At 69.4% G+C, this 24869-nt stretch carries 26 protein-coding genes; 15 read left to right on the top strand and 11 right to left on the bottom strand.

Annotated elements, in window-relative coordinates; translation table 11 throughout:
• Positions 1-40: 40 nt before the first annotated feature.
• Entirely contained in the window at positions 41-964 is a 924-nt protein-coding gene (locus tag OU415_RS06945) for an RNA polymerase sigma-70 factor (RefSeq protein WP_270947745.1), read from the bottom strand.
• A 114-nt stretch (positions 965-1078) separates the two neighbouring features.
• Complete coding sequence (locus OU415_RS06940; RefSeq protein WP_270947744.1) at positions 1079-1549, bottom strand: carboxymuconolactone decarboxylase family protein; 471 nt, start codon at positions 1547-1549, stop codon at positions 1079-1081.
• Positions 1550-1782: 233 nt separating this feature from the next.
• Here OU415_RS06940 and OU415_RS06935 point away from each other — a divergent pair, with 233 nt between their 5' ends.
• The 4 genes from OU415_RS06935 to OU415_RS06920 all read left to right on the top strand — a co-directional run bounded on the left by OU415_RS06935 (position 1783) and on the right by OU415_RS06920 (position 6001).
• Entirely contained in the window at positions 1783-2505 is a 723-nt protein-coding gene (locus OU415_RS06935; RefSeq protein WP_270947743.1) for a spermidine synthase family protein, read from the top strand.
• Between the two features lie 218 nt (positions 2506-2723).
• Entirely contained in the window at positions 2724-2993 is a 270-nt protein-coding gene (locus tag OU415_RS06930) for a hypothetical protein (protein WP_270947742.1), read from the top strand.
• Positions 2986-3618, top strand: coding sequence for a DUF6879 family protein (locus tag OU415_RS06925; protein ID WP_270947741.1), 633 nt, complete (start codon positions 2986-2988; stop codon positions 3616-3618). Before OU415_RS06930 ends, OU415_RS06925 begins: the two co-directional genes overlap by 8 nt.
• 166 nt (positions 3619-3784) lie before the next feature.
• Entirely contained in the window at positions 3785-6001 is a 2217-nt protein-coding gene (locus OU415_RS06920) for a tetratricopeptide repeat protein (protein ID WP_270947740.1), read from the top strand.
• Between the two features lie 13 nt (positions 6002-6014).
• Here OU415_RS06920 and OU415_RS06915 read toward each other — a convergent pair whose 3' ends face one another.
• On the bottom strand, positions 6015-6788 hold the full coding sequence (locus tag OU415_RS06915) for a hypothetical protein (protein WP_270947739.1): 774 nt from the start codon (positions 6786-6788) through the stop codon (positions 6015-6017).
• 498 nt (positions 6789-7286) lie between these two features.
• On the opposite strand from OU415_RS06915, the gene OU415_RS06910 reads away from it, so the two are divergent.
• On the top strand, positions 7287-8489 hold the full coding sequence (locus OU415_RS06910) for a hypothetical protein (protein WP_270947738.1): 1203 nt from the start codon (positions 7287-7289) through the stop codon (positions 8487-8489).
• On the opposite strand, the gene OU415_RS06905 is transcribed toward OU415_RS06910, so the two are convergent.
• Positions 8464-8787: a hypothetical protein gene (locus tag OU415_RS06905; RefSeq protein ID WP_270947737.1), complete on the bottom strand. Its 324-nt coding sequence runs from the start codon at positions 8785-8787 to the stop codon at positions 8464-8466. The genes OU415_RS06910 and OU415_RS06905 overlap by 26 nt on opposite strands.
• Before the next feature lie 517 nt (positions 8788-9304).
• Between OU415_RS06905 and OU415_RS06900 the strand changes: the two genes are divergently transcribed.
• The 6 genes from OU415_RS06900 (at position 9305) to OU415_RS06875 (ending at position 14600) form a co-directional block, all read left to right on the top strand.
• Positions 9305-10111 carry a universal stress protein gene (locus OU415_RS06900; protein WP_270947736.1) on the top strand — a complete coding sequence of 269 codons (807 nt, stop codon included), beginning with the start codon at positions 9305-9307 and terminating at the stop codon, positions 10109-10111.
• A gap of 12 nt (positions 10112-10123) precedes the next feature.
• Positions 10124-10942, top strand: a complete 819-nt coding sequence (ppk2, locus tag OU415_RS06895; RefSeq protein WP_270947735.1) for a polyphosphate kinase 2 — start codon at positions 10124-10126, stop codon at positions 10940-10942.
• Between the two features lie 77 nt (positions 10943-11019).
• Entirely contained in the window at positions 11020-11439 is a 420-nt protein-coding gene (locus OU415_RS06890; RefSeq protein ID WP_270947734.1) for a CBS domain-containing protein, read from the top strand.
• On the top strand, positions 11436-12365 hold the full coding sequence (locus OU415_RS06885; protein WP_270947733.1) for a nitroreductase family protein: 930 nt from the start codon (positions 11436-11438) through the stop codon (positions 12363-12365). The genes OU415_RS06890 and OU415_RS06885 overlap by 4 nt, the downstream gene beginning before the upstream one ends.
• Positions 12366-12396: 31 nt before the next feature.
• Positions 12397-13269, top strand: coding sequence for a universal stress protein (locus tag OU415_RS06880; RefSeq protein ID WP_270947732.1), 873 nt, complete (start codon positions 12397-12399; stop codon positions 13267-13269).
• Positions 13266-14600 (top strand): nicotinate phosphoribosyltransferase, encoded by a 1335-nt coding sequence (locus OU415_RS06875; protein ID WP_270947731.1) that lies wholly within the window; start codon positions 13266-13268, stop codon positions 14598-14600. Before OU415_RS06880 ends, OU415_RS06875 begins: the two co-directional genes overlap by 4 nt.
• 6 nt (positions 14601-14606) lie before the next feature.
• Here OU415_RS06875 and OU415_RS06870 read toward each other — a convergent pair whose 3' ends face one another.
• On the bottom strand, positions 14607-15602 hold the full coding sequence (locus OU415_RS06870) for an Acg family FMN-binding oxidoreductase (RefSeq protein WP_270947730.1): 996 nt from the start codon (positions 15600-15602) through the stop codon (positions 14607-14609).
• A 166-nt stretch (positions 15603-15768) separates the two neighbouring features.
• Between OU415_RS06870 and OU415_RS06865 the strand changes: the two genes are divergently transcribed.
• Positions 15769-16647, top strand: a complete 879-nt coding sequence (locus OU415_RS06865) for a universal stress protein (RefSeq protein WP_270947729.1) — start codon at positions 15769-15771, stop codon at positions 16645-16647.
• 5 nt (positions 16648-16652) lie between these two features.
• On the opposite strand, the gene OU415_RS06860 is transcribed toward OU415_RS06865, so the two are convergent.
• Both OU415_RS06860 and OU415_RS06855 read right to left on the bottom strand, forming a co-directional pair.
• Positions 16653-17477, bottom strand: a complete 825-nt coding sequence (locus tag OU415_RS06860) for a universal stress protein (protein WP_270947728.1) — start codon at positions 17475-17477, stop codon at positions 16653-16655.
• 10 nt (positions 17478-17487) lie between these two features.
• The gene (locus OU415_RS06855) at positions 17488-18312 is read right to left on the bottom strand and encodes a universal stress protein (protein ID WP_270947727.1); all 825 of its coding nucleotides are present in this window, start codon (positions 18310-18312) and stop codon (positions 17488-17490) included.
• A gap of 146 nt (positions 18313-18458) precedes the next feature.
• Between OU415_RS06855 and OU415_RS06850 the strand changes: the two genes are divergently transcribed.
• The 3 genes from OU415_RS06850 (at position 18459) to OU415_RS06840 (ending at position 20152) form a co-directional block, all read left to right on the top strand.
• The gene (locus OU415_RS06850) at positions 18459-19508 is read left to right on the top strand and encodes a lysylphosphatidylglycerol synthase transmembrane domain-containing protein (RefSeq protein ID WP_270947726.1); all 1050 of its coding nucleotides are present in this window, start codon (positions 18459-18461) and stop codon (positions 19506-19508) included.
• Between the two features lie 93 nt (positions 19509-19601).
• The gene (locus OU415_RS06845) at positions 19602-19868 is read left to right on the top strand and encodes a DUF3040 domain-containing protein (RefSeq protein ID WP_270947725.1); all 267 of its coding nucleotides are present in this window, start codon (positions 19602-19604) and stop codon (positions 19866-19868) included.
• Between the two features lie 14 nt (positions 19869-19882).
• On the top strand, positions 19883-20152 hold the full coding sequence (locus OU415_RS06840) for a DUF1876 domain-containing protein (protein WP_270947724.1): 270 nt from the start codon (positions 19883-19885) through the stop codon (positions 20150-20152).
• A 296-nt stretch (positions 20153-20448) separates the two neighbouring features.
• On the opposite strand, the gene OU415_RS06835 is transcribed toward OU415_RS06840, so the two are convergent.
• The 4 genes from OU415_RS06835 to OU415_RS06820 form a co-directional block, all read right to left on the bottom strand.
• On the bottom strand, positions 20449-22872 hold the full coding sequence (locus tag OU415_RS06835; protein ID WP_270947723.1) for a glycoside hydrolase family 65 protein: 2424 nt from the start codon (positions 22870-22872) through the stop codon (positions 20449-20451).
• The gene (locus OU415_RS06830; protein ID WP_270947722.1) at positions 22869-23120 is read right to left on the bottom strand and encodes an HAD family hydrolase; all 252 of its coding nucleotides are present in this window, start codon (positions 23118-23120) and stop codon (positions 22869-22871) included. Before OU415_RS06830 ends, OU415_RS06835 begins: the two co-directional genes overlap by 4 nt.
• A 68-nt stretch (positions 23121-23188) precedes the next feature.
• Entirely contained in the window at positions 23189-24451 is a 1263-nt protein-coding gene (locus OU415_RS06825) for an MgtC/SapB family protein (protein ID WP_270947721.1), read from the bottom strand.
• Between the two features lie 9 nt (positions 24452-24460).
• A complete protein-coding gene (locus OU415_RS06820) occupies positions 24461-24769 on the bottom strand; it encodes a hypothetical protein (protein WP_270947720.1) in 309 nt (102 codons plus the stop codon).
• Positions 24770-24869: the final 100 nt, after the last annotated feature.

Genomic DNA, 24869 nt, shown 5'->3' with positions numbered 1-24869 from the left:
GCGGACTGCCGCACCATAGCGCGAACCGGTCCGTGCCGGGTCAGCTCCAGTGCCTGCGCGTCTGCCGCAGTTCCCGGTCGAGCGCCCACGCGTCCGCGACCGGCCCGATGTGGTCGAGCTTGTCGGGGTTGCTCACGCTGCGGATGGTCTGGATCTTGCCGTCGAGCACGTCGAGGACCATGGCGTTGAGGACCTTGCCGTCCCGGTCGCGGAAGACGGCACCGGGCTGGCCGTTGATCTCGTGCAGCTCGGAGGTCACGTCGATCTGGGCGAGCAGGGGGAAGGCGGTCCCCAGCAACCGGGCCACCTTCGCCGCGCTCACGATGGTCCGGGCCAGCTGCGGGGTCTTCCCACCGCCGTCGCCGACCAGTTGCGCGTCGGCGGCCAGCAGGTCCTGCAGCTCGTCGATGTCGCCGTTCTCCAGCGCGGCGAAGAAGCGCGCCGCCAGTTCCTGCCGCTGCCTGCGGTCCGCGGCGAACCGCGGTCGGCCGTCCTGCATGTGCCGCCGTGCCCGCACCAGCAGTTGTCGGCACGCGGCCTCCGACCGCCCGACCGCCTCGGCGATCTCGTCGAACCCGAAGGCGAACACCTCCCGCAGCACGAACACGGCTCGCTCCAGCGGGCTGAGCCGCTCCAGGAGCAGCAGCGCCGCCATCGACACCGAGTCGGCCAGCTCCGCCGACCGGCCCGGATCCTGGTACGGCTCGTCGAGCAGCGGCTCAGGGAACCACGGTCCGACGTACTCCTCCCGCCGCACCCGCGCGGAGCGCAGCACGTCGATCGAGATCCGGGTGACCGCGGCCGACAGGAACGCCTTGGTCGACGTGGGCTTCGTCGACGAGGCGTCGAAGCGCAGCCACGTCTCCTGCACGGCGTCCTCGGCTTCGCCCACGCTGCCCAGGATCCGGTAGGCGATCGAGAACAGCAGCGGCCGCAGCTCCTCGAATTCCTCGACCTTGGTCACCACGACTCCGTTCGCTCGAAGCCCCGGCCGCGCTCGCCGGGGCAGGTGCTGATCATCCGCACTGCCGGCGGGACGGGCAACGCCCGCCGGCAGTCGGACCGCTGGCCGTGCCGGTCAGTGGAACTGGCCGGGTTCGTAGGAACCGGCGGGCTGCTGGGTGATGACGTTCAGCCGGTTCACCATGCTCATGAAGGAGATCGTGATGACGAGTGCGGTCAACTGCTCCTCGTCGTAGTGCTCGGCGGCGCGAGCCCACACCTCGTCGCTGACCCCGGCTCCGTCCGCGATGCGGGTGCCCGCCTCCGCCAGCTCCAGCGCGGCGCGCTCGGGTCCGGTGAACACGGTGGCCTCCCGCCACGCCGCGACCAGGCTCAACCGCACCGCGCTCTCCCCGGCCGCGGCGGCGTCCTTGGTGTGCATGTCGATGCAGACGGCGCAGCCGTTGATCTGGCTGACCCGCAGCGCGACGAGCTCCATGGTCGTGGTCGGCAGCGGCGATTCCTTGAGCGCCTTGCCCGCCGACATTACGTACTTGATGATCTTCCCGGCGGTCGGGCTGGAGAGGTAGTCGAGTCGAGCGTCCATGGTGTGCTCCTCCGCGGAATCCGGTGCGTACACCACCCGAGACGAGATGACCGGACGCCTTGTGACATCACCGAACGTGACCCGCGTCTCCCCGCCGCGCGGGCGAGCGTGTCGGCCCGGTTCCGGCCGGGGGCTCGCAGGTGTGATGTGCTTCCGGGATCGGTTCCGGCGGAGCGAGCCGGCTGAACGGCACCCGGCGCTGTTGCGGGTGGATCTGGGATGGAGTGGGCGAGATGGGCGTTCGGTTCGAGGAGATCGATTGGCAGGAGACGCCGATCGGTGTGATCAGCCTGCGCCGCCGGCGGGATCCGCTGCTCGACGTGGACGTCTACGAGGTCAAACTCGACGACGAGTACTTGATGTCGAGCCTGTTCTCCGTTGCCGAGGAGGAGCTCGCGCAGCTGGGCCTGGCCGAGCTGTCCGGCGGCGATTTCGACGTCGTGGTCGGTGGGCTCGGGCTCGGTTGCACCGCGCGCGCCGTTCTCGACGATCCGCGGGTGCGCTCGTCGACCGTCGTCGAAAGGCTTGGCGAGGTCATCGGATGGCATCAGCGCGGCTTGCTGCCGCTGGCCGAGTCGTTGACCGCGGACCCGCGGAACCGCTTCGTGGAGGGTGATTTCTTCGCCATGGCCGCTGCGGATTCCGGGTTCGACCCGGAGGAACCCGGAAGGCGGTTCCACGCGATCCTGGTCGACATCGACCACTCGCCGCGCCACACCCTGGACTCCGGCCACGCCGATTTCTACACGCCCGCAGGACTCCGGCGCCTCGCAGGCCACCTCCACCCGGGCGGGGTGTTCGCGCTGTGGTCGGACGACTCGCCGGACGAGGACTTCACCGCAGCGCTCGCCGAGGTCTTCGAAACGGCAGAAGCCCACGTGGTCCCCTTCGACAACCCCTACGGCGGCGGAACGTCCGCCAACACGGTCTACGTCGCCCGACTCACCGCGCCCTGACCAGCTCTCCGAGAGGACTGAGGTTGCTGTGAACAGCTCCTTGTGTCGCGTTCGCCTTCGCTTGAAAGGGTGAAATCCTCACGCTGACCGGAGCAATGCCGAGTGGCGTGTGCCCAGGATTTCCCGTTGATGCTTCGCCCGGTAAGGGCATGTTCGGAAGGCGCGGGTTCGATATAGTTGAACTCTTGATCTCGGGATCGAGATGTGGGGGTGTGGCTGTGAGCAGGCCATGGGAGGCGGATTCGTCCGCGTCGTTCTCGCGCAGGTTGGGCAAGTCGGCGGCGGAGCTCGGGGACACGACCGGGCGTACCGGATGCCCTGACATCTGGGAGCTCGACAACGGTGATGTGGCGTTCATAGGGCGTGATCTGACGTCGTCTTATGCGTCACGATTGCCTGAGGGCGTGACGATCGCCGAGGATGAGCGGCTTGTTGTGCTCCCGCGCAACATGGTCGTAGCGGCGAAGGAAGATATTCCGGATGCTTGAGGGGGCTTCAGGGCTGGGTGTGCGGCTCGGCCTGTCTGAGTACCAGCGTGATTTCGGTACGAGATTCGCTGCGTCCGGCGGGTACGCATCGTGGAAGCTGGAGCGTCGGCAGAGCTTTCGCGAACCTGGAAATCCCAGCTGGGATGCCCTGGTCGAGCACGGTTGGCGCGAGTCGCTCCGGATCGTGGAGAGTCAGCGGGACGAGTTCGCCGAAGAGGTCCGGGAGGCTGATCAGCTCGGTGTGGAGCTTCTTCGGATAAGGGTCGTTGAAGTACCGCTGACGCCATATCTCCAGTGGGAGTTGCATAGTCTGGTTGTCCGCGCCGAGTGCGGGGAGCAGATCCGCGTCGTCGGTTCTGATCAGGTGGCCTCGCTCGAAAGCGAGGCGCCGCTACCGGAAATCCTGACGGTTGGTCAGGAAACAGTTTACGAGATCGTCTACACCGATGGTGGCGTGCTGGCCGGTGCGGTCCGGTACGAGGATGAGGCAGTCGCATTGCGCTGCAAGAAGATTTTCCGAGAACTCTTTCACCGGGGCGAGGATATCGGTCGGTTCTTCCAGCGAGAGGTCGTTGCGCTGCCACCTCCTGTTCTGGAGTTCTCAGATGTCTGCCAGAGCCGCTAGCGGTGGTGAGGACGAACAGCCTGGTCGTACGTCGTCAGAGCTGTCCGGTTCGGCAGGCGATGTCGTTCAAGCCGGCAGCGTGCATGGCGGGGTTCATTTCCACGGTGCTGCGTCGAGACCTGGTCAGATCAGACCGCGGCAACTCCCCGCCGATGTGCGTACGTTCGTGAATCGCACGGAGGAGTTGCGTCGGCTCGACAGAGCTTTGGCCGGGAATTCCGCGGAACCGCTGGTGGTGGCCGTGTGCGTGATCGCTGGGACAGCTGGGGTCGGCAAGACGTCGCTGGCTTTGCACTGGGCGCATCAGGTGAGTGGGCAGTTCCCCGATGGTCAGTTGTACGCGAATCTCCGCGGTTATGATCCCGGGCCGCGGGCCACTGCGGAGCAGGTGCTCGATCGGTTCTTGCGGGCCCTGGGAGTCCCGGCTGGTGAGATTCCGCCGGAACTGGACGACAGGGCTGCGCTGTACCGGTCCTTGCTGGCGGGGCGGCAAGTGTTGATCATTTTGGACAATGCCGCCACTGCTGGTCAGGTGCGTCCGCTGCTTCCTGGAACAGCGGGGTGCCTGGTTGTCGTGACAAGTCGGAATCACTTGTCAGGGCTGGTTTTTCGCGAAGGAGCGCACCGCGTGACTCTTGGTGTGCTGGCAGAAGACGAGGCCGTGGCGTTGCTGCGTGGTATCACAGCGGAATACCGGCCCGCGGTTTCCGAGGCCGAGCTGACCGAGTTGGCCGGACTTTGCGCCCGTTTGCCTCTGGCGTTGCGGATCGCTGCGGAGCGGGCTGCGCGGCGCCCGCGCATGGCGATGCATGAGCTGATCGAGGATCTCCGTGATGAGTCGGGGCTGTGGGATGCTCTGTCGACCGATGACGAGGACGAGGCAGATGCTGTCCGCAGTGTTTTCGCCTGGTCCTACAGAGCCTTGCCCGAGGATGCTGCTGCGCTGTTCAGACTGCTGGGAGTGCATCCGGCACCTGAGTTCAGCGTCTCCTCCGCAGCAGCTTTGGCCGCCATGACGTTCAGCCAAGCACGGCAGAGGCTCGAGGTGCTCGCTGATGCTCACCTCGTGGAGCAGATCGCCCATGATCGCTATCAGGTGCACGATCTGCTGAGGAGCTACGCGACTGAACAGGCGAGGCAGGAAGAAACCGCTGAAGCTCGCGCGGAAGCACTTCGGCGGGCACTGGACTGGTATTTGTTCACCGCTGACCGGGTGCGTGCGCTGCTCAGTCCGCACGAGCCGCAGATGCCGCTGGGGCAGGTACCTGACATCGATCTCCCCGTGCTGGCGAATGCCGACGATGCTTTGCGCTGGTACGAAGCAGAACGGTCGAACCTCGTGGCGGCGACCTCCGCAGCGGCCGAAGCAGGACTGCATCGGATCGCGTGGCAGCTGCCAGCGACGCTGCGCGGCGTGTACATGAACTTCAACCCGTTCGGGGACTGGCTGTCGACGGGACACGTTGGCCTGGCCTCGGCGCGGGCTGCGGGTGAGAAGGCGGGTGAGGTCGAGCTGCTCGACAGCCTGGCCATGGCCTACACGCAGTCGCAGCGACCCGACGAGGCCGAGGAGTACCACGTCGCAACGCTGTCCCTCCGGCGAGAACTCGGCGATTCACTGGGAGAGGCGATCGCGCTCAACGGCTTGGGCCTGCTGCACCTGAGACGCTGGAAACTAGCCGATGCCCGTTTGACGTTCAGCGATGCGCTTGCGCTGCTGACACAACCCGAGAACGCGTACTGGCGGGCACTCGTGCTGGGCAATCTTGCTGAAGTGTGCCTCGAACTGACCGAATACGGTGCAGCGTCGGACCTGCTGGGTGCGGCTTTGGAGATCCTCCGGCGGGAACGGGACTACGCGGGTGAGGGCAACGCGCACTACCTGACCAGCCGGCTGGAACGTGAACAGGGCAGGACTGATCGGGCTGCGGAGAACATCGATCGCGCGCTCGGTTTGGCTCGCGATCACGGAAACGAGGCGGCCGAGGCGCACTGGCTCCTGGAATACTGCCGTGTCCAACGTGCTTCTGGAAAGCTCGGAGACGCACTCGTGCCGTGCCAACGTGCTGCGACGATCCAGCAACGGCTCGGCGACCGGGGCAGGGAAGCACAGGCGCTCGACGAGGCAGGCAAAACCTACCAGGAACTCGGGCAGCCGGAGGAAGCCGTGAACTTCCATCGGCGCGCTGTCTCGCTGAACCGGCAAACCGGTCACCGGTGGAGGCTCGCAGTGTCGCTTTTCCACTTGACGAACGCGCTCATCAGCGCTGGAGCCGATAGCAGAACTTGCGAGCAACATGCGCGGGAGGCTTTCGGCTCTCTGGCTGAGTTCGGCGACCCGCGATCCATCGCGCTGCGAAATCGCCTTCAGCGCCTCATGTGAGAGGCAGTCGCTGTCACGGCCTGGGGAGCAAGGCTGCGACTTCGGCAATGGCGTCGAGGTCGTCGGCGCTGTAGGTACCGGAGATCGTTTCAGCTTCCGCGATGGTGAGGGCGGTTCCCCTCGGTTCTGTGCTGTAGTGGTGGCCGGTGAACTCGATATCTCTCATCGCGAGAAGAGAACTGCCCAACGCCTTGATGTCGCCCGTGCCGTGGCGATCCTCCAGTCGTTGAAACTTCCGAACCGTACTGCGATTGCGGAACTCGACCCATGCCACGGAAACGACCGCTGCGTTTCCCCGATCATCGCCGACGGCGAAGACGATCCTGTCCAGCGATCTGCACGGATTGCGGACCAGAAACTCACGGACCTCCCCGAACGAGTGCGCAATGCAATCGGCTGCCGGAACCTTGTCGGACTGCCGCAACCTGCGCAATCCCATTCGTCGCCATGCGTCTTCCGCCTGTCCCCGGCGAACCGATCGCTTGGCATCTGTCTTGCGCGCCTTGAGATTTCGCGACGCGGTGTTCCGCGTCACCGCATTCGTCGATTCGCCTACCGCCGATTCGCCGGCCGCAGACTCCGCTGTGACGGCCGAGCCTGTGCTCAGCGCGCCGCTTCCCGACGCGACAGCGAAAGCGAGCGTGCCGGCAACTACGAGGCTTGCGGCATTTCCCTTGCGCGGAGCTGGATCCGAACCTCCGCCCGCGCCGCCGATTCGACGACCCGCCACGCGTCTCCTTCCCGCGCTGACACGCATGAGCTGACAGCAGCCCAGCTTGGAGGTCATGGAGGAGGGTCTCAACCAGTTCGCGTGAAGTTCGGCCATTCGAGTCAAGCAGATCTTTCAAGGGTTTGGTGCGGATGTTGTCGCTGACGAGCGGAGGGAACAGCGCTGACGCTCGTGTTGCGGGACTTGGTTGAAATGCAGTTCGGTTCTAGGCCGAACGGGCGTTATGGGGTTTCTTCCTGCCTGTCGCGTTGGCGGCTACAGCGCTGGGCGCTCGAGTTCTGATCCGTTCGTCTAGCTGGGAAGACGGCGTTTTCATCCCGAGATCCTTGTCGGGCTGTGGCTGGGATTTCCCAGATTCAACACCGGATTGCGTTGTGGATAACCGGTACTCTGCGGTCAGATGCGGAGATGGAAGCTTGGCGGTTCGTCCTGGTCGGCTGAAGGCTGGCGCGGCGAGTTCTGGGTTTCCGCAGGTCTCCGTGCAGCGAGAAGCGTGGCAGCCATCGGCGGTCTTCTTGCGGGGGCGCCCTGCAGCGTGACTGTGGGAGGGGATCCATGTCGGGCACGGATGGAGGATCGGCGCAGGATTCCACGACTTCTCCGCAACGCTTACCGCTGCTGGACGAGCGGGCCGGCGCAGCCATCTCGACCGAGAAGTCCGACTGGATGGACGCCTTCCGAGACACGCTGCTGATCCAGTGCGACACGGCCGAAGCCCGGGAAGCATCCAGTCTTGTTGCAGACAGGCGCGGGGCGGGGCTCGTTCTCACGGGTTCCGATGCGCCGGTGGCCGCTCGTGCTCTCCGGAAACACGGGTTCGAGAAACCGCTGTTGTGCGATGCGGCCCGCTACAAGGGCAACGGGCGATATCCGGCCAGTGAGCCGTTCGACAATCAGTGGATCTTGTCACAGCGGAAGCTGGACCTGCCGGTGCTCACCGACTCCGGTTATGTCGGCGAAGGTGACGTGACCGGGTTGCGCAGCATACTGGCGCGTTCCCGAGAGCTGGGTGAAGCTGTCATCGCTTGCTTGCCGCTGCACAGGAGCTGGTTGGGGGAGCGCGCCTGGTTGACCCTGCTCGAGGAAGAGATCCGGACATCGGGTGTTGCGGTCGCGCTCGTGCTGGAGCACCCGGGCGACCCGCTCGGCGTGCAGAAAGTTCTGCGCGGCTTGCTGACATTGCTGGCGTCCGGAAGCCCGGTGCTCCTGCTGCGCAGTGATGTCTCGGCTGTGGGGGCGTTGTGCTTCGGTGCGCTGGCGGCAGCCGCGGGAACGACGTCAGGGCTTCGCCACCTCTACCCCGTCTCGAACGAGAACGGCCGATTTCGTCCTGCGCAGGTTTCGGTGCTGATCGAGCACTGCCTTTCCTACGTGGGGGCGGACAAGGTGGCCACCGCGGTGCAGCTCACTCCTGACCAGGTGGAACGGTGGGAGTGCGACTGCCACACGTGCAACGGGCGGATGATGGACCACTTCGCGACGATCCTCGACCGCGGAGAGAAGCAAGCTGCGGCCTACAGCCACTCGCTGGAGATCCTCATCAACGTCCACGAGAGGTTGCGGTTCTCCTCCTTGACTCCGAACCAGCGCCGGAACAGCTGGATCGAGCAGTGCAGCGTGGCGGGCTTCTACCACCTCGACATCGGAAGAAGCGTGAATGGCAACTGGACCATTCCCAGGTTCTTGGAGTCCTGGCGGGCCGTGGGTGCCGAGTTCCTAGAGCCGGAGGGGGCTATGCAAGAGCTCCCGCGCGGATGAGCTCCTGGTAGACGAGCTCTTCGACCCACCGGTCCAACGTTCGCCGCCGGGCCTGCGGGCTCCGCCCACGCCGAGCCGGTTCCACCACGCGCAGCTGCCCGCCGGAATCTGCGGCCAGCATGCCGACACCCTGGAGCTTGCACTCGAGCTGGCATTCTTCTTCCTGGGCCAGGGGAGACGTCGCGATCACCGCTGTGCTGCAGAACCCCCGCAGCCTGGAAGCTCCGGACAGGGCCGACCGCCAGGATCGAGCGCTGCTGAGCACCCCGCACAGCTTGACGACTTCGGGGGCGCGCATCGGCGCTGCTTCAGGCCATTGCCACATCGCGAGTACATCGTGGTCGAGCACTGGGGGTTGCCCCGACCGTTGACGAAGATCGTGAGCTCGCTCGCTGATCTCGACCACGGGGTATGCCTGAACGCCGAGCAACGTCATCCGCGGCGCTACACACTGCCCCCAGCCGAGCAGCTCGGCAGCCTTCTGCGCATCGGAGGAGGAGATGAGGGTCGGAGCGAGGCCCGTCGGCGCACCGACGTTCGACGGGAACAAGCTCGGCTGGCCACTCGTCACGTAACTAACCTCGTTCGACCGCATTGGCCTGTTGGTCCGTTCATGGCGGGAGCCGAGTACGGGTGGAGGCACGACCCGACCGCACCGCGTTGCTCGCAACAACCTACTCCCACGGGCCTCGGCAGGTGACCCGAACCCGGTCAACGGGCTGTCCGGTGACCATTGCCTCTGGACCGGTGCTGCGGGGCGTCGAAGAGTGGGTGGGGGCGCTGGTGCGTTCGCGCCGTGCCGGGGAGAGGTGTGCATGCGCGAGGCCAATGTGGTGGGAGTGGACGGTTCGGACTCCGCGTTGGCCGCGGTTCAGTGGGCCGCGGTGGATTCCGCGCTGCACCGGGTGCCGCTCCGGTTGATCCACGTCGAATCCGGCTCGGTGGGGGAGGATCCGCTGCCCGCGGCCTGCCGGGTCGCTACCGGGGCCGCTGATGTCGAGGTGATCCCGGAATTGCGGCGCGGGGTTCCGCAAGCCGTGCTCGTCGAGGAGTCCGCGCGAGCTCGGCGGGTCGCAGTGGGGATCCGGGGTGTTGGTGGGCGGAGCGGGTTGCCGGTGGGGTCCACCGCTGATGCGGTCGCGATGCGCGCGGAGTGCCCGGTGGTCGTCGTGCGAGGTCCGGTGCCTGATCCGGGGAAGCCGATCCTGCTCGGCGTCGACGGGTCCCGGGTGGGGGAGGCGGCGGTGGCCGTGGCTTTCGCCGAGGCAGCCGTGCGTCGGGTTCCGCTGGTAGCGGTGCACGTGTGGATGGACGTAGAACCCGCGCCCTGGGCGGCGGTCGACGACCGGGCTTGGGCCGTCATCGCCGAGTCCGAGCGGGAAGTGCTCGCCGAACGCCTGGCCGGGTGGCAGGCGGAGCATCCGGACGTCGAGGTGCGGCGGGTCGTCGAGCGCAACCGGCCGGTGCGGTACCTGGTCGAGCACGCCAAGGCGGCGCAGCTGATCGTGGTGGGCAGCCGGGGCAGGGGCGGCATGACCGGGATGCTGCTCGGTTCGACCAGCCGAGCCCTGCTGCACATAGCGCCGTGCCCGGTGCTCATCGCCAGGAATCCAGCGGCTTGAGGGCGCACGAGGATGAGCACGGCCGGTGGTGGATCTGCGGAGCTGAAGCGCTTGCCGCGGGCCAGCTACGAGCGCGAGCTGTTCCGGCTGCAAGCGGAACTGGTGAAAGTGCAGGAGTGGGTTCGGGCGGAAGGTGCGCGCCTGGTCGTGCTATTCGAGGGGCGCGACGCGGCGGGGAAGGGCAGCACGGTCAAGCGCGTCGCGGAGTACCTCAACCCGCGGGTTGCGCGGATCGCCGCGCTGCCGGTGCCGACGGAGCGGGAGCGGACCCAGTGGTACTTCCAGCGGTACGTCGCCGAGCTGCCGGCCGCCGGTGAGATCGTGCTGTTCGACCGCAGCTGGTACAACCGCGCCGGCGTCGAGCACGTGATGGGCTTCTGCACCGACGAGGAGCACCAGCGGTTCCTGCGGCAGTGCCCGATCTTCGAGCGGATGCTCGTCGAGGACGGGATGCTGCTGCGCAAGTACTGGTTCTCGATCAGCCAGGCCGAGCAGGAGCGGCGCCTGCACAAGCGGGTGGCGGACCCGATGCGGCGGTGGAAGCTCTCCCGGGTGGACCTGGAATCGGTCGTGCGGTGGGAGGAGTACTCGCGGGCCAGGGACCAGATGCTCGCCGCCACCGACACCGCCGAGGCCCCGTGGTTCCTGGTGGAGAGCGAGGACAAGCGGCGCGCCCGGATCAACATGATCGCGCACCTGGTGTCGAGCATCCCCTTCCGGGAGGTGCCGGTCCCTGCGCTGGAGCTCCCGCCCCGGCCGCCTCCCACCGGGTACCGGCGGCCGGCCCGCGAGACGTACCGCTACGTCCCGGACCACGCCGCCTCGCTCTGAGCGCGTTCGTGACCAACTTCCCTGGTCGTGGCCGGGGTGGGCGCGGGATGGTCAAGGCGAGGCCTTCGAGGTGGGACATGATCGATCGAACGAGCTCATCGGACCTCGCGAGCACCCCCGTCGTCGCTGTTCGGCCCGAGCTGGACGCGATGGCGGCGCTGTACGAGATGTACGCGCGGGAGGTCCACCACCTCGCCGTGGTGGCCGACGACGACGTGGTGGGGCTGGTCAGCGCGGCCGAGCTGCTGCAGGGCATCGCCGCCCGGTACCCGAAGGCGGCGGCGACCGTCGGCTCGTTGTGCGTGGTACCCGGTCCGAGGGTGGAGGCGACCGACGGCATCGAAGTGGCTGCGCAGCGCATGATCGATGCGCGCACCGACGCGGTCCTGGTGGTGCGGGACGGGCACGTCTGCGGAGTGCTCACCGCTGTCGACCTCGTCCGGAGCATCGCGCAGGGCCGCGCAGCGCCGGTGGAAGTCGAAGGGGGAGGCAGATGAGTGCTGTTCCAGGCGACGCCGGAGGACACCGCGGGTGGTCGGCGGAGGAGTCGGCGGTCATCAACCGTGCGGTCCACAACGCGCCCTCGGTGCACAACAGCCGCCCGTGGTCGCTCGAGCTGCGCGACCGGACCGCTGAGCTGCGCGAACGCCCAACCCTGCTGGCACAGCACGATCCCGGCGGCCGGGATCGCCGGATCTCCTGCGGCGCGGCGTTGGCGAACCTGGTGCTGGCGGTGCGTGGTCTGGGCTGGGCCGTCGAGGAGAAGCTCGGCTCCGACGCGGGCTTGGTGCTGGCCGCGGTCACCGCGACCGGGCGCGCCGAGCCGAGCGAGGTGGAGCGCCGCCGGAGCGAGGCGGTCCTGGAACGCCGGAGCTACCGGGAGGCCTTCGACGGCTCGGAGCTCCCGGAGAGCACCCGGGATGCGCTGCTGGAGGCGGTCGCGGCACCCGGCGTCACCGGGCGTTGGATCTCCGGCGCGGACGAGACCCTGGCCGTCGCGAGGTTGCTGACCTACGCGGCACGCGTCTTCCGGGGCAACGCCGAGTACCAGCGGGAGCTGTCGTCGTGGACGACGGAGGCCGGTGACGGCCTGCGCCGCGACGCGTTCGGGGAGCGGGGGTTGGCGGCGGTGGGGCTGACCACCGGCCGCACCCACCTGCCCGACGAGTCCGCGCTGGCGGCGCGCATGCAGCGGGAAGCGGTGCTCGTCGTGGGCGTCCAGACCGACGGGCCGGTGGACCAGGTCCGCGCGGGTGCGGCCGTGGAACAAGCGTGGCTGGAGGCGACCGGCCGCGGACTGGTCGCTTCCGTGATGACTCAACCGCTGCACCTGGCGGAAGTGCGGTCCGAGCTGGCGGCCGGGCTCGGGTTCGCCGAGGCGCCGCAGGTGCTGATGAGGGTCGGGCGTCCCGCCAGACGGTGACGGCCGCGCGGCCGACGGGCGGGGAGGGCGAATGCGACGCGTGCTCGTGGGAATCGACGGGTCCGAGGAATCGGTGAGCGCCGCGATGTGGGCGGCGACCGAAGCGGTGCTGCGCGATGCGCCGTTGTGGGTCGTCGCTGCGTCGGGCGCGGCGACCTCGGCGGACTGGGCGATGGTGCGCAGCGTCGTCGAGGAGTGCCGCCGCTCGCACCCCGGCATGGACGTGACCGAGGAGGTGCTGGCCGGGTTCGCCCCGGACGCGTTGATCCGGCAGTCCGCCGACGCGCAGTTGCTGGTCGTGGGCTCGCGCGGCCGCGGCGCGGTGGCCGAGACGCTGCTCGGCTCGGTGAGCCGGGCGGTGGCGGAACGGGCCAGTTGCCCGGTCGTGGTCGTTCCGCGGCACCGGACCAGCTTCGCGTTCGGCCCGGTGGTGCTCGGCGTCGCGGGTTGTGCCGAGAAGGACGGTGCCGTCCAGTTCGCCTTCGCGGAGGCCGTGATCCGGCAGACCTCGCTGCTCGCGGTGCACGTGTGGCCGCCGATCCTCGGGCGGCACCAGCAGCCCGAGCCCCCGTCACCATCCACAGTGGACAAGATGCGCGATGACCTGGCGGCGTCCCTGGCCGATTGGTCGACCAAGTACCCGGCGGTACCGCTGGCCGTCGACGTGCGCTACGGCGACCCCGCCGGCGAGCTGAGCCGTGCGTCCGCTTCGGCCCAGATGCTGGTCCTCGGGCACCGCAGCACGGCGCTGGGGTTCGGGACCGTCGCGCACGGCACCCTGCACCACGCGGACTGCCCGGTGGCCGTCGTCGGCGAAACCCACCACGGCGAGGACCTCGCCTTCCCCGAGGGGCGGGCGGCCGACGAGCCCCGGAACCGCGGTGAGCGCGAGGCGAGCTCATGACGGGTTCGTGCGCCGATCTCTACGAGATCCGGATGGCGGCCAGCTACCTGCGCCGGGGCATGCTCGGCCCGGCCACGTTCAGCCTGTTCGCCCGGAAGCTGCCGCCCCAGCGGGGTTTCCTGGTGGCCGCGGGGCTGGCCGACTGCCTGGACTTCTTGCAGGACCTGCACTTCGACGACGCGGAGCTGGCCTACCTGGGAGATGTCACGCGCCTGCCGGAGGCCGATCTGGCCGCGCTGGGGCGGCTGCGGTTCACCGGCGACGTGCGGGCGGTCCCGGAAGGCCGGGTGGTCTTCGCTGATGAACCGCTGCTGGAGGTCACCGCGCCACTTCCGGAGGCGCAGTTGGTGGAGACCGCGCTGCTGAACTTCACCACGTTCCAGACGGCGGTGGCGGCGAAAGCCGCGAGGTGCCACCTTGCCGCCCCGGAGGCGGATTTGATCGACTTCGCCGCGCGGCGCACGCACGGTCTGGAAGCGGCGCGGGCGGTCGCGCGCGCTTCGGCCATCGCCGGGTTCGCAGGCACAAGCTACGTGGCGGCGGCACGCGAGTTCGGGATCCTGGCCGCAGGCACGATGGCGCACTCCTACGTCGAGGCATTCCCCGACGAACGCACCGCTTTTCGCGCGTTCGCGGCTGATTTCCCCGACACAGCGGTGTTCTTGGTCGACACCTACGACACCCCTCACGGGGTGCGCACCGCGATCGAAGTCGCCCGGGAACTGCCCGCGGGCAGCGACATCGGGATCCGGTTGGACTCCGGGGATCTCGGTGCGCTGGCCGTGGAAGCCCGCCGGATGTTCGACGAGGCGGGGATGACGCACGCCCGGATCATGGCCAGCGGCGGGCTGGACGAACACGAGTTGGCCGACCTCGCGGCGGCGCCGATCGACGTGTTCGGTGTCGGCACCCGCATGGGCGTTTCCGCGGACGCGCCGTCGCTGGACAGCGCGTTCAAACTGGTGGAGTACGAGGGATCTCCGGTGATGAAGCTGTCCGCGGGCAAGCGGACCGCGCCCGCCGCCAAGCAGGTCTACCGCGGCGAGACCGGCCAGCCCGACCTGCTCGCCCTGCGCGCGGAAGATCCCCCGGCCGGTCGCGAACCGCTCCTCGTCCCGGTCATGCGCGGTGGTGAGCGGATGGGCGAGACCGAGCCGGTCTCGGCGGCTCGCGGTCGGTTCGAGCGCGACCTGCGGTGGCTGCCCGAAGCGGCCCGGTCGCTCACCGATCCCGCGCCCGTCGAGGTGCGCTGGTCCCCGGCGCTGGTGAGGCTCGCCGGGGAGGTGCAGGGCTCGCTCAAGGCGAAGTACGGGCTCAGCAGCGTGCTTTGACGGTGGTCAACGCTCCGAAGCGCTGTCGATGAGCAGGTCGGCGGGTTCGCGCCGGGGCGAGGCAGCAGTGGCGGCCCCGTGCCCGATCCGCAGCAGTGCCTGCGGTGCGGCCTGCTCGCCCAGCAGTTCTTGGACCGACTGGCGGGTTTCCGGCACTTCGAGGACCTGCGAGATCATCGAAGCGGCCAGTCCTCGTGCGGTCGCGGTCAACCACAACCGCTGCAGGGCCTGCCCGGACCGCAGCTCGGCTTCCGGACCGCCGGTGCGGCTGCACAGCAGCACCAGCAGCGGGTGCGATTCGAACTTCGTCCCCGGCTCGCGCGCGGTCAGCCCGCCGGTGAAATCGCGGTGCACCCACTGGTCCTGGGGTTCGGGCTTGGGCCCGGCTGCCGACAGCGGCACGCCTTCGGCGCTGTCATCGCCGCGACCGACCCACGTCGCCAGCTCGGCCCGGAACCGCTCGTCGGCCATCTGCGCGCGGTTGGCCCGGTGCACCAGCCCTTCGAGCACGTCCAGCTGGTCCGCCCGCATCACGTGCAACCAGGTGTGCTCGCCCTGCGCGGCGCGGACGAGCAGGTGCTTGTCCTCAGCCGAGACCGGGGTGTTCCGGAACGGTTGCCGGTGGCTGTGCCGCCGGGGGATCGCTTCGCACAGCTGGACGTCGGCGGGTCGCGGCTCCTCGTGCCCGCCGCTGCGGATCTCCGCCAGCGCGGTAGCGGCGCGCAGGTGCGGCAGCAAGGTCACCAGCGGCCGGATTCCCGCCTGCGCCAAGGCGAGCCGGAAGTTGAACAGGGCGGCCCCGCACGCCAACCGCAGCTCCCGCTCCTCGGGGTCGGCTGCGGGCAGCCGGTACTTCGGGTCCGCGTGCAGCTCGATCAGGTGCGGCATGATCCGGAACCGCCACGGCTGGCTGTTGTGCAGCGACGGTGCCATCCCGGCCAGCCGGACCGCCTGCTCGACCTGACCGGACGTCAGACCGAAAGCGGCGGGGAACGCCGGCATCCGCACATCCTGGTCCGAGGGCTCCATGTCGTCACCATGCCTGTTGCGCACGCGTGCCGGGAGGGCCCAACGACCTCCGCTGGAGCTGCACGGGTGACCAAGGGCTCTGGATCCGGCACCGGGCTGTCGGCGCAGCCTGGACAGTGTGGGGGAGGGGGTGTTCGGGATGGTCCGCAAACCGGTGGTGGTGGGGTACGACCTGACGGAATCGTCCCGCCGCGCGGTGCGGTGGGCGGCCCGCGAGGCGTCCGGCCGCCGCTTGCCGTTGCAGCTGGTGCACGTGCTGACCTGGCCGTTCGAGGACCACGTTCCGATCGTCGTGCCGGGCGAGGGCGATGTGCTGGAGCCGTTGCAGGACCTGCTGCGGCGGGAGCTCGGCGAGCTGGTCGCCGACTGCAGGGAGATCGACGCGGGCCTCGAGGTGCGCGACGACCTGCGGTTCGGGGATCCGGCCGAGACGTTGGCGGAGCTGGCCGGTGGTGCCGAACTGCTGGTGCTGGGCGGCCCGCGCATCGAGGTGGAGATGGGGGTGCTGGGCTCGACGTCGGCGGAGCTGTTGACCCGCCGGACTGGGGCTCCCGTGGTGGTGGTCCGAGGCGTGCGCGCGCAGCCGGATTCCCAGCCCGTCGTGGTGGGTGTGGACGGGTCGGCGGCGAGCCGCGAGGCCATCGGGTTCGCCTACGACTTCGCCTCGCGGCACGGAAACGTCCTGGTCGCGGTGCACGCGTGGAGCGATCTGCCGTTGGATCCGTTCGCGCGGGTGGAGCACTGGGAGCTGCCGTGGAGCGAGATTCGCGAGGAAGCCATGGAGGTGCTCGCCTCATGTCTGGCCGGGTGGCGCGAGCACTATCCCGACGTGAAGGTGCGGCGCGCGGTGAGCCCGGAGAAGCCTGCTGATGCCCTGCTCCGGGAAGGGCAGGATGCGGCGCTGGTGGTCGTGGGCAGCCACGGCAGGGGGTTCGTCCGCCGCGTGCTGCTGGGCTCGGTGAGCCACGCGGTCGTCAACCGGGCCCGGTGCCCGGTCGCGGTCGTGCACGCCGGGTGAGCGCTTCAGGAATCCGCTGCTGCGTTGCGGACGATCGCTACCGGGCACGGAGCGTGGTGCAGCACGCCCGCCGCCACCGAACCGAGGAACAGCCCGTCGAAGCCACCGCCGCCGCGGTGCCCCACGACGAGCAAGCGCGCGTCGCGGGCGGCGTTGGTCAGCGCTGCCACCGGGTGCCCGTGCTGCACGACTTCGCGGATCGCGACTTCCGGGTGTTCTTCGCGGAGGTGCGCGGTTTCGCGGTTCAGCGACAGGCGGATGTTGCGCTCCACTTCGTCGCGGTCGGTCGGTGAGAGCGGCGCGGCGAGCAGGCTTTCCTCGTGCCACGCCTGCAGCACGACCAGATCCGCCCCGAGCCGGGCCGCGGCGGCGAAGGCGAATTCCAGCGCGACGCGGCCGCACGACGAGCTGTCCACACCGACCACCACCGGGCCGACGGTCACCGGGACGTCCTTGCGCACGACGACGACCGGGCAGGACGCGCGGGTGGCGACGCCGAGGCTGACCCCGCCCAGCAGTGCGTCGGCGAAACCACCCAGCCCACGGGCTCCCAGAACCATGAGCTGCGCTGCGGAGCTTTGGCGCAACAGCACCTCCACCGGGTGTCCCGCCACGACTTCCGAGGTCACTTCCAAGCTTGGGTGGGTGGTGCGGCACTTCGCCTCGGCTCGGCGCACGGCGTCCTCGGCGTGCTCCGCGCGCACCGGGTCGTCGTTGGCGATCACGACGTGCAGCGGGGCGCGTCGGCGATCCGCTTCCGCGGCAGCCCATTCGGCTGCGCGATCGGAGCTCTCGGAACCGTCGACGCCCACCACGACAGCAGCGGACATGGTGAACTCCTCACTCTTTCGCGTCTCGGACGATGGCGACCGGGCATTGCGCGTGGTGCAGCGCGCCCATCGCCACCGAGCCCAGCAGGAGCCCGGCGAAGCCGCCGCGACCGCGGTGCCCGACGACCAGCAGACGCGCTTCCTCAGCGGCGGCAGCGAGTTCAGCCACCGGGTGCCCTCGTTGCGCGACCTTGCGGACCGGCACGTTCGGATAGGCCTCGGTGCAACCGGACAGCTGTTCGGCCAGGCCGCGCAGCGCTTCGTCGCGCAGGTCGACCAGCTCGTGCTCCAAGGGCGGCACGATCGGTGCGGGCTCAGCGTGCTCCCACACCTGCACGGCCACGAGTTCGCACTCGTACCTGGCCGCGGCGTCGAACGCGTACCGCAGTGCGGCCTGGCTGTGCGGGGAGTTGTCCAGACCGACCACCACCGGCCCGTTGCGGCGGTGCTTGCGGACGACCACTACCGGGCACCGGGAGTGCGTGGCCACCTTGGCGCTGACCGATCCGAGCAGCGTCGCGGCCAGGGCGCTGCGCCCGCGCGAGCCGACCGCGATCAGCTGCGCGTCATCGGAGAGCTGGACCAGCACGTCCGCTGGGTCGCCGTGCGCGACCCTCGCCGTCACCTCCAGCCCCGGCAGCTGCGGCGTGAAGCGGTTCGCGATCGGGCCGACGGTCTCCCACGCTTCGTCGTCGGCCAGCCGATCGCCGCTCACCATCACGAACTGCACCTGCCCGGTGCGCCCCAGCTCGGCCTCGTCGGCTGCCCACGCGGCAGCGATCAGCGATTCCGGGGATCCGTCCACCCCGACGACCACCTGTCCACGCGAATGCATGCCGTCCCCCTGCTGCCGACGAACCGGTGCCACCTCGGGTACCCGGACCGGCGTCGGCACACGGGCCGTTGGACTCTGACGTCGAGAACCGCCCGCAGTTCACCGTGGGATGTCGATGTGGCGGCACCGGGGCACGGGGAGCGCGGATGCGGAACCGGATTCGCACGATCGCGCAGTGGACCGTGGTGCTGTGCGGGTTGGGTGTGCTGGGGTGGCAGTTCCCGGCCCTCGCCGCGGAAGCCGGCCGGCTGGGCGGGGAGCTCGCACACCTGAGCTGGATCTGGTTCGGCGTGGCGATCGCGTTGTCCGTCGCTTCCCTGGTGGCCTACGGAGAACTGCACCGCCGACTGCTGCTGGCGGGCGGTGTCGTGCTGCCGGTCCGGACCGTGCAGGCGATCAACTTCGCGGAGAACGCGCTGTCGACGACCCTGCCCGCGGTCGGCAATGCGGCGGGTTTCGCCTACGCAGCGGTCCAGCTGCGAAAACGCGGCGTCGACCTCGCGCTGGGCACCTGGTCGGTGGTGCTCTGCGGAGTCGTCGCGACGGCGGTGCTGGCGCTGCTCGGCCTCGCCGGCGCCGGGGGAACCGGGGTGATGTCGCCGCTGCTCGCCGGCTTGCTGGCCGCAGGGCTGTTGATCACTTCCTGCGCGTGCTGGGTGGTGCTCGTGCGCTCGTCCGCGCTGCACCGCTGCTTGCGGGGCTGCGCCCGGCTGGTTCGCGCGATGCCCGGGCGGACGACTTCTTGGGCGAAGGATCCGGACGCGGTCGCGCGGCGGTTGTCGGACCGGATCGCGATGCTGCGCCCGAGCGGGCGGCAGTGGGCGGCCATCGTCTCGTTCGCCGCGCTGAGCTGGATCGTGGACTACCTCAGCCTGTGCGCGAGCGTTGCGGCGCTGGGGCATCCGGTGCCGTGGTCGACGCTGGTGGCGGGCTACCTCGCGGTGCAGGGAGCGATCGCGCTCCAGGTCTTCCCCGGTGGTGCGGGACTCGCCGAGGCGGGGCTGCTGGGCGTGCTGCTCGCGTCGGGAACACCGATCGCCCCGGCGCTGGCGACGGTCCTGGTCTACCGGTCCATCAACTGGCTCCTGCTCGCCGCGCTGGGCTGGGGCGTCTACGGGGTCCAGATCCACCTCGCGCCCGACAGCGGCGCGCGGCACCGGGTCGATGATCCGGTGCCGCACCGCATCGGCGGCTGAGCCGTCCGGGCACATCGGCTCTGGTCGGCGTGCTCGCCGGCCGGGGATGCTGGTGACGCAAGGTTCTCGTGCTCGTCGGCCTGGAGGTGTCCCATGCTGCGGCGCCACGAACGGCGGCTCTTCGACGCGATCGAGCAGCGGTTGTCCTCGGAGGACCCGGAGTTCTCGCGCAGGATGACCCGATCCCACCTGCTGACGCGCGTCCTGGCGTGGTTGACGCTGGCCCGGGCGCTCGGAGCGGTGGCGGCCTTCCTCGCGCTGATCGCCCTCCTCCTGGGCGAAGGTGCGGCGTTCCTGATCGCCGGGGCTCTCGCCGCAGTGCTGTTCGCGTGCTCCGGTCGACGAGTTCGCTCGGAGTGAGGGGGCGGTGCGCGATGCTCGAGACGGAGCGCTGGACGGTCGACATCGACCTCACCGAGGGGGACGACCGCACGGTCGCGAAAGCTCGGTTGCGCACGCGGGACGCGACCGATCTGCAGGGCAGGGGCGTGGCCAAGCGCAATCCCGACGACACCAACGTGCCGGAGATCGGGGCTGAACTGGCTGCGGCGCGTGCGTTGTTCGAGCTGGCCCACCACCTGCTGCGAGCAGCGACGGACGACGTGGAGCAGCTGACCGGCGAACCAGCGCACCTGCACAGCTGACGCCAGCTCGAACTCGCTCAGAACTACCTCCGGCCTCGTCGTGCGTGCCGGTCGTGCTCCGCGGTCACCGGCCGTACTCGTGCAAATTCAATGGAAATTGGACCTCCGATTTCCATTGAATTTGCGGAAGTTCTCCACAGGACCCGGAACCTGTCCACAGGTCCCGGCATGTCGGGGTCTGACACGCCGGTGCCGTGTCCGGGTGGGTCCGCAGTTTCAATTGAAACTGTTATCAGTCGCGACTGAAACCTGCGGTTGTGGTGGGCATTTTTCGTCCTGCGTTCGAGGGCGGGGTGTCAGGAGGAATCGGGTTTCCAGGGGTGTTGTTCCAGGGAGAAGTGTGCTGTTTCGCCGGGGCCGAGTTGGACGGTTCGGGGGCCGCAGGCGCAGGTGATGGGTTGCTGGGCGGGGCCGGGGGCGGTGCGCACGGTTGCGGTGCGGCCGGTGACGGTGATGTTCAGGGGTTGACCGCGGTAGCGGATGGTCAGCTCCAGGTCGCCGAGTTCGGTCGGCCACAGCGGGTTGAGGCGCAGCGCGCCGTCGAGGACTTCGATGCCGGCGAAGCAGCGCTGAAGCAGGTCGACGCTTCCGGCCATGGCGGCGAGGTGGATGCCCTCGCTGGTGGTGCCGCGCTGGGTGTCGTGGATGTCGGCGGCGAGCACGTGGTCGAAGAACTCCAGCGCCTGGTGCCGGCGGCTGCGGGCGAGCACCCAGGCGTGCACGACGGCGCTCAAGGTCGAGCCGTGGCTGGTGCGCTGCAAGTAGTACTGGATGTTGTTCGGGATCGTGTCGGCGGGCATCGGGTATCCGAGTCCGCCGAGCAGTTCGGCCAGCTCGTCGGCCGACAGCAGGTAGAACAGCATCAGCACGTCGGCCTGCTTGGACGCCTGGTAGCGGTTGGGGTCGTCGCCCTCCGCCTCGAGGATGCGGTCCAGGCGCTGGATGTCGCCGTAGCGCTGCCGGTAGCCGTCCCAGTCGAGCTCGGCGAGCCGGTCGTAGCCCTCGAACTGGCTGATGATGCCGTCGCCGTGGAACGGCACGAACATCCGCTGCGCGATCCGCTTCCACCGGTCGACCTCGCCGTGGCGCAGCTCGAGCTGCTCGATGAGCTCGTGGCGCCGCTCGGCGGGCAGCTCGCGCAGGACCTGCGCGGCGGTGCGGCACAGCCAGGCCGTCATGATGTTGGTGTAGGCGTTGTTGTCGATGCCGGGACGCTCGTGGTCCGGGTAGCCCGTGTGGTACTCGTCCGGGCCGACCACGCCGCGGATGACGTAGCGGTCCCGGCTGCGGTCGTAGTGGGTCAGCGCGGCGAAGAACCGGGTGATCTCCAGCAGCACCTCCGCGCCGAACTCGCCGAGGAACTCGTCGTCGCCGGTGGCCCGGTGGTAGTGGTGGATGTTGTGCGCGATGGCGATGCCGACGTGCCGCTGCAGGTAAGTGCGGTCGGGCAGCCAGCGCCCGGAACGCGGGTTGAGGTGCACCCGCTGGCTCTCCTCCCGGCCGTTGCTGCCGCTCTGCCACGGGAACATCGCGCCGGGCAGCCCGGCTGCGGCGGCGGCTCGGCGCGCCCGGTCGAGCCTGCGGTAGCGGTACATCAGCAGCGATCGGGCCAGCAGCGGACGGCGCAGGGTGAGGGTGGGCAGCACGAACAGCTCGTCCCAGAACACGTGCCCGCGGTAGGCCTCGCCGTGCAGTCCGCGCGCGGGCACGCCGACGTCGAGATCGCTGCTGTGGGGCGAGATCGTCTGCAGCAGGTGGAACAGGTGCAGCCGCACCGACCGCTGCGCGTCCTCGCTCATCGACAGTCCGCAGTGGAATTCCCGGTGCAGCCGGGACCACGCCAGGGCGTGCGACCGGCACAGCTCGTCGAAGCCCGGAGCGCAGCGCACCTCGTCCACGGCTTCGACGACGGGTTCGGTCGAGGCCGCGTCCCGGGAGGTGTGCACCGAGGCGATCTTCTCGACGCGGACCTCGGATCCCCGCTCGACGTGGACGGTGACGGAGTGGGCGATCAGGTCGTTCTGCTGGATCAGCGAGCGTTCGGCGTCGACCGGTTCGCCGTCCACGAACACCCGCGCGCGCCCGGCTTCGGCGACGCGGACGCGCGACTGGGACGTCCGCGCGTGCAGCACCACGGTGTCCGATGTGGACTCGTACGAGTGGTGGTCGGTGAGGTGCTGGGTGTTGAGCGTGCGGTAGCGGGCGACACCGCTGTTGGTCACGTGCCCGTCGATGCCGCTGCGGAACGTGACGCTGCCGGACCAGTCCTCGGCGACCAGCGTGGTGTCCAGTCCGGCGAGGTGCTGCTCGGCCATGTGCACGAACCGGCGCTGCACGTACCTCGTGGTGCGACCGCGCTCGTCGCGGAAGCGCAAGCGGCGCACCAGGATCGCGCGTTCGAGGTCGAGTTCCTGCTCGTGGTCGAGCACGTCGACGTGCGTCAGGTCGAACCAGGGGCCGTCGTCGATCCGGAAGGTCAGGAGCAGCCAGTTCGGCATGTTGACCAGCGATTCGTCCTCCACTTCCCGGTCGGCGACGTCGGTGGTGAGCCGGTCGTAGCAGCCTGCGATGTAGGTCCCTGGGTAGTGCACGTCGTCGGCGGTGGATTCCGGTGCGGCGCCGCGGGTGGCGAAGTAGCCGTTGCCCAGCGTGCACAGGGCTTCGCGACGTCCCTCGTCGTCGGGGTCGAAGTCCTGGAAGCCGAACTGCCAGGAGTTCATCGCGCTTCCGGGGGCGCGATGCGGGAGAGCAGCTCCAGCAGCGGGGGCGTGCCGTGGACGTGGTGGAGGTAGTCGTCGTCGGTGAACGGGTGGTGGTCCTCCGCCGGGTTCGGGGCGCGCTCGGCCAGGTATTGGTCGAACAGGCCCTTCCACGCTGCGGAGTGCAGCCGCGCGGTGTCGGTCAGCACCCCGTCCATGCCGAACAGCACGGCGCGGTGGAGGTTCGGATCGATGCTGGTTGCGACCATGACTGCTCCACACCTGGAATCGGCGTGCTCGCGGAGTACCCACTTCCGCTCCCGCTCCCACCGAGCGGTCAACCGGTCACGACGATCCCCGTGGCCACCGCGGCGGCGGGCAGCAGGAGCAGCGCGGCCAACCGGAGCGCGAAGCGCGGACCGCCGGCAACTGCGGCGAGGACGAGTTTGATCAGCGTGTTGCTCAGCAGCGCTGCGCTGACGCCGAGCACTGCGGTGTGCACCGGGATGACGGTGCCGGCCAGCGACGCCGCGGCGACCGCTGCGGTGTGGGTGTCGGCGAGCCCGCCCACGAACGCTGCGGCGATCACGCCCTGCGGACCGATCAGGTCGGCGGCCGCGCGCGTGGCCAGCAGGAGCAGCACCAGCAGCAGGGTCAGCGACAGGGTGATCCGCAGCGAGAGCGGTCGCTGGAACGCGGAGCGGGGTTGTTCCCCGCTCTTGTCCTGGCTGGAGCCCTGCTCGGCGGGTCGAGCGAAGCGCAGCAGCAGGCCGACCTCGGCGAGCAGGACTGCGGAACCGGCGATCGTCGCGGGGATGAGCCGGACGGCGACCTGGGGGTTGGCCACGGCGGTCAGCAGCACGAGCTGCACCAGCGTGGCCACGCTCGCGGCGAGCACCGCGGGCAGGACCGCCGTCCGCACCCCGCTCTCGGTGCGCCTGGCCAGCACGACGGTGGTGGCCGAGGCGGACACGAACCCGCCGAGGAAGCCGACGACCAGCAGCCCGTGGCGTTCGCCGAGTTCGCGCACGGCCACGTACCCGGCCCAGCCGATGACGGTGATCGCGATGACCAGCAACCAGATCCGGGACGGGTTGAGCGCGCCGTAGGGGCCGAGCGGCTGGTCCGGCAGCAGCGGGTAGATCACGAACGCCACCACGAACAACCGGATCGCGTCGCCGATGTCCTGGTCGCTGACCAGCCGCGTCGCGAACCGGTGCAGCGGGCGCTTGGCGGCCAGCAGTGCGACGACGCCGACGGCGATCGGCACCGCCCAGGTCGGCCGGGTCCAGGCCAGCGCGCCGAGCAGCACGGTGGCGATGGCCGCGACTTCGGTCGTCGCACCCAGGTCCGCGCCTTCGGCCCGCGCGGCCAGCAGGTACCAGGCGATGACCAGCGCGCTCGCCGCGGCGAGAGTGGTGATCAGCGCCGCCGGGCCGATGGCTGCGGCCACCGCACCGGCCACGCCCAGCAGCGAGAACGTCCGCGATCCCGCCGGGCGCACCGGCTGACCGGCGGTGCTGTGCTCGCGCTCCAAGCCCAGCATCAGCCCGATCGCCAGCGCGGTGGCGAAGTGCAGCAGGGCGGTCGTGGTGTCCACCGGGCACCGTCAGCCGGGGACGTCGCGGTCCAGTTCGTCGAGCCACGCGCGGGCGGTGGCGTCGCTGGGGGCGCGCCAGTCGCCGCGCGGTGACAGCGCGCCACCGGAGCCGATCTTGGGGCCGTTGGGCAGTGCCGAGCGCTTGAACTGGCTGCTCTGGGCGGGGAAGAGCGCGAGCACCGCGTGGTCGGCGGCCGCGCGTCGTGCCAGCTCGATGGTGCGGTCGGCGTTGAGCTCGGGGTCGGCACCGCCGACCACGGGCACGCCTGCGGCGACCCGTGCGAAACCGTGCCGGTACAGAGATTCGAATCCAGCCATCGAGGACACCCCGGTGTGCGGTCCAACGAGCCTTTCCAGTCTCGCCCAGCACGGTGGATGCGCCAGGCGGTGTGGTGGCGTTCGGCTCTGGGCCCGGGGA

It is taken from the genome of Saccharopolyspora oryzae (assembly GCF_027853915.1).
Lineage (GTDB): Bacteria > Actinomycetota > Actinomycetes > Mycobacteriales > Pseudonocardiaceae > Saccharopolyspora > Saccharopolyspora oryzae.
This window is presented reverse-complemented; position numbering and strand designations above follow the sequence as displayed.

Coding starts and splice junctions, on each gene's coding strand:
- OU415_RS06940 (WP_270947744.1), bottom strand. CDS start 1,549: ATGGACGCTCGACTCGACTACCTCTCCAGCCCGACCGCCGGGAAGATC.
- OU415_RS06935 (WP_270947743.1), top strand. CDS start 1,783: ATGGGCGTTCGGTTCGAGGAGATCGATTGGCAGGAGACGCCGATCGGT.
- OU415_RS06925 (WP_270947741.1), top strand. CDS start 2,986: ATGCTTGAGGGGGCTTCAGGGCTGGGTGTGCGGCTCGGCCTGTCTGAG.
- OU415_RS06915 (WP_270947739.1), bottom strand. CDS start 6,788: ATGACCTCCAAGCTGGGCTGCTGTCAGCTCATGCGTGTCAGCGCGGGA.
- OU415_RS06910 (WP_270947738.1), top strand. CDS start 7,287: ATGTCGGGCACGGATGGAGGATCGGCGCAGGATTCCACGACTTCTCCG.
- OU415_RS06905 (WP_270947737.1), bottom strand. CDS start 8,787: ATGCGCGCCCCCGAAGTCGTCAAGCTGTGCGGGGTGCTCAGCAGCGCT.
- OU415_RS06900 (WP_270947736.1), top strand. CDS start 9,305: ATGCGCGAGGCCAATGTGGTGGGAGTGGACGGTTCGGACTCCGCGTTG.
- ppk2 (WP_270947735.1), top strand. CDS start 10,124: ATGAGCACGGCCGGTGGTGGATCTGCGGAGCTGAAGCGCTTGCCGCGG.
- OU415_RS06890 (WP_270947734.1), top strand. CDS start 11,020: ATGATCGATCGAACGAGCTCATCGGACCTCGCGAGCACCCCCGTCGTC.
- OU415_RS06885 (WP_270947733.1), top strand. CDS start 11,436: ATGAGTGCTGTTCCAGGCGACGCCGGAGGACACCGCGGGTGGTCGGCG.
- OU415_RS06880 (WP_270947732.1), top strand. CDS start 12,397: ATGCGACGCGTGCTCGTGGGAATCGACGGGTCCGAGGAATCGGTGAGC.
- OU415_RS06875 (WP_270947731.1), top strand. CDS start 13,266: ATGACGGGTTCGTGCGCCGATCTCTACGAGATCCGGATGGCGGCCAGC.
- OU415_RS06870 (WP_270947730.1), bottom strand. CDS start 15,602: ATGCCGGCGTTCCCCGCCGCTTTCGGTCTGACGTCCGGTCAGGTCGAG.
- OU415_RS06865 (WP_270947729.1), top strand. CDS start 15,769: ATGGTCCGCAAACCGGTGGTGGTGGGGTACGACCTGACGGAATCGTCC.
- OU415_RS06860 (WP_270947728.1), bottom strand. CDS start 17,477: ATGTCCGCTGCTGTCGTGGTGGGCGTCGACGGTTCCGAGAGCTCCGAT.
- OU415_RS06855 (WP_270947727.1), bottom strand. CDS start 18,312: ATGCATTCGCGTGGACAGGTGGTCGTCGGGGTGGACGGATCCCCGGAA.
- OU415_RS06850 (WP_270947726.1), top strand. CDS start 18,459: ATGCGGAACCGGATTCGCACGATCGCGCAGTGGACCGTGGTGCTGTGC.
- OU415_RS06845 (WP_270947725.1), top strand. CDS start 19,602: ATGCTGCGGCGCCACGAACGGCGGCTCTTCGACGCGATCGAGCAGCGG.
- OU415_RS06840 (WP_270947724.1), top strand. CDS start 19,883: ATGCTCGAGACGGAGCGCTGGACGGTCGACATCGACCTCACCGAGGGG.
- OU415_RS06835 (WP_270947723.1), bottom strand. CDS start 22,872: ATGAACTCCTGGCAGTTCGGCTTCCAGGACTTCGACCCCGACGACGAG.
- OU415_RS06830 (WP_270947722.1), bottom strand. CDS start 23,120: ATGGTCGCAACCAGCATCGATCCGAACCTCCACCGCGCCGTGCTGTTC.
- OU415_RS06820 (WP_270947720.1), bottom strand. CDS start 24,769: ATGGCTGGATTCGAATCTCTGTACCGGCACGGTTTCGCACGGGTCGCC.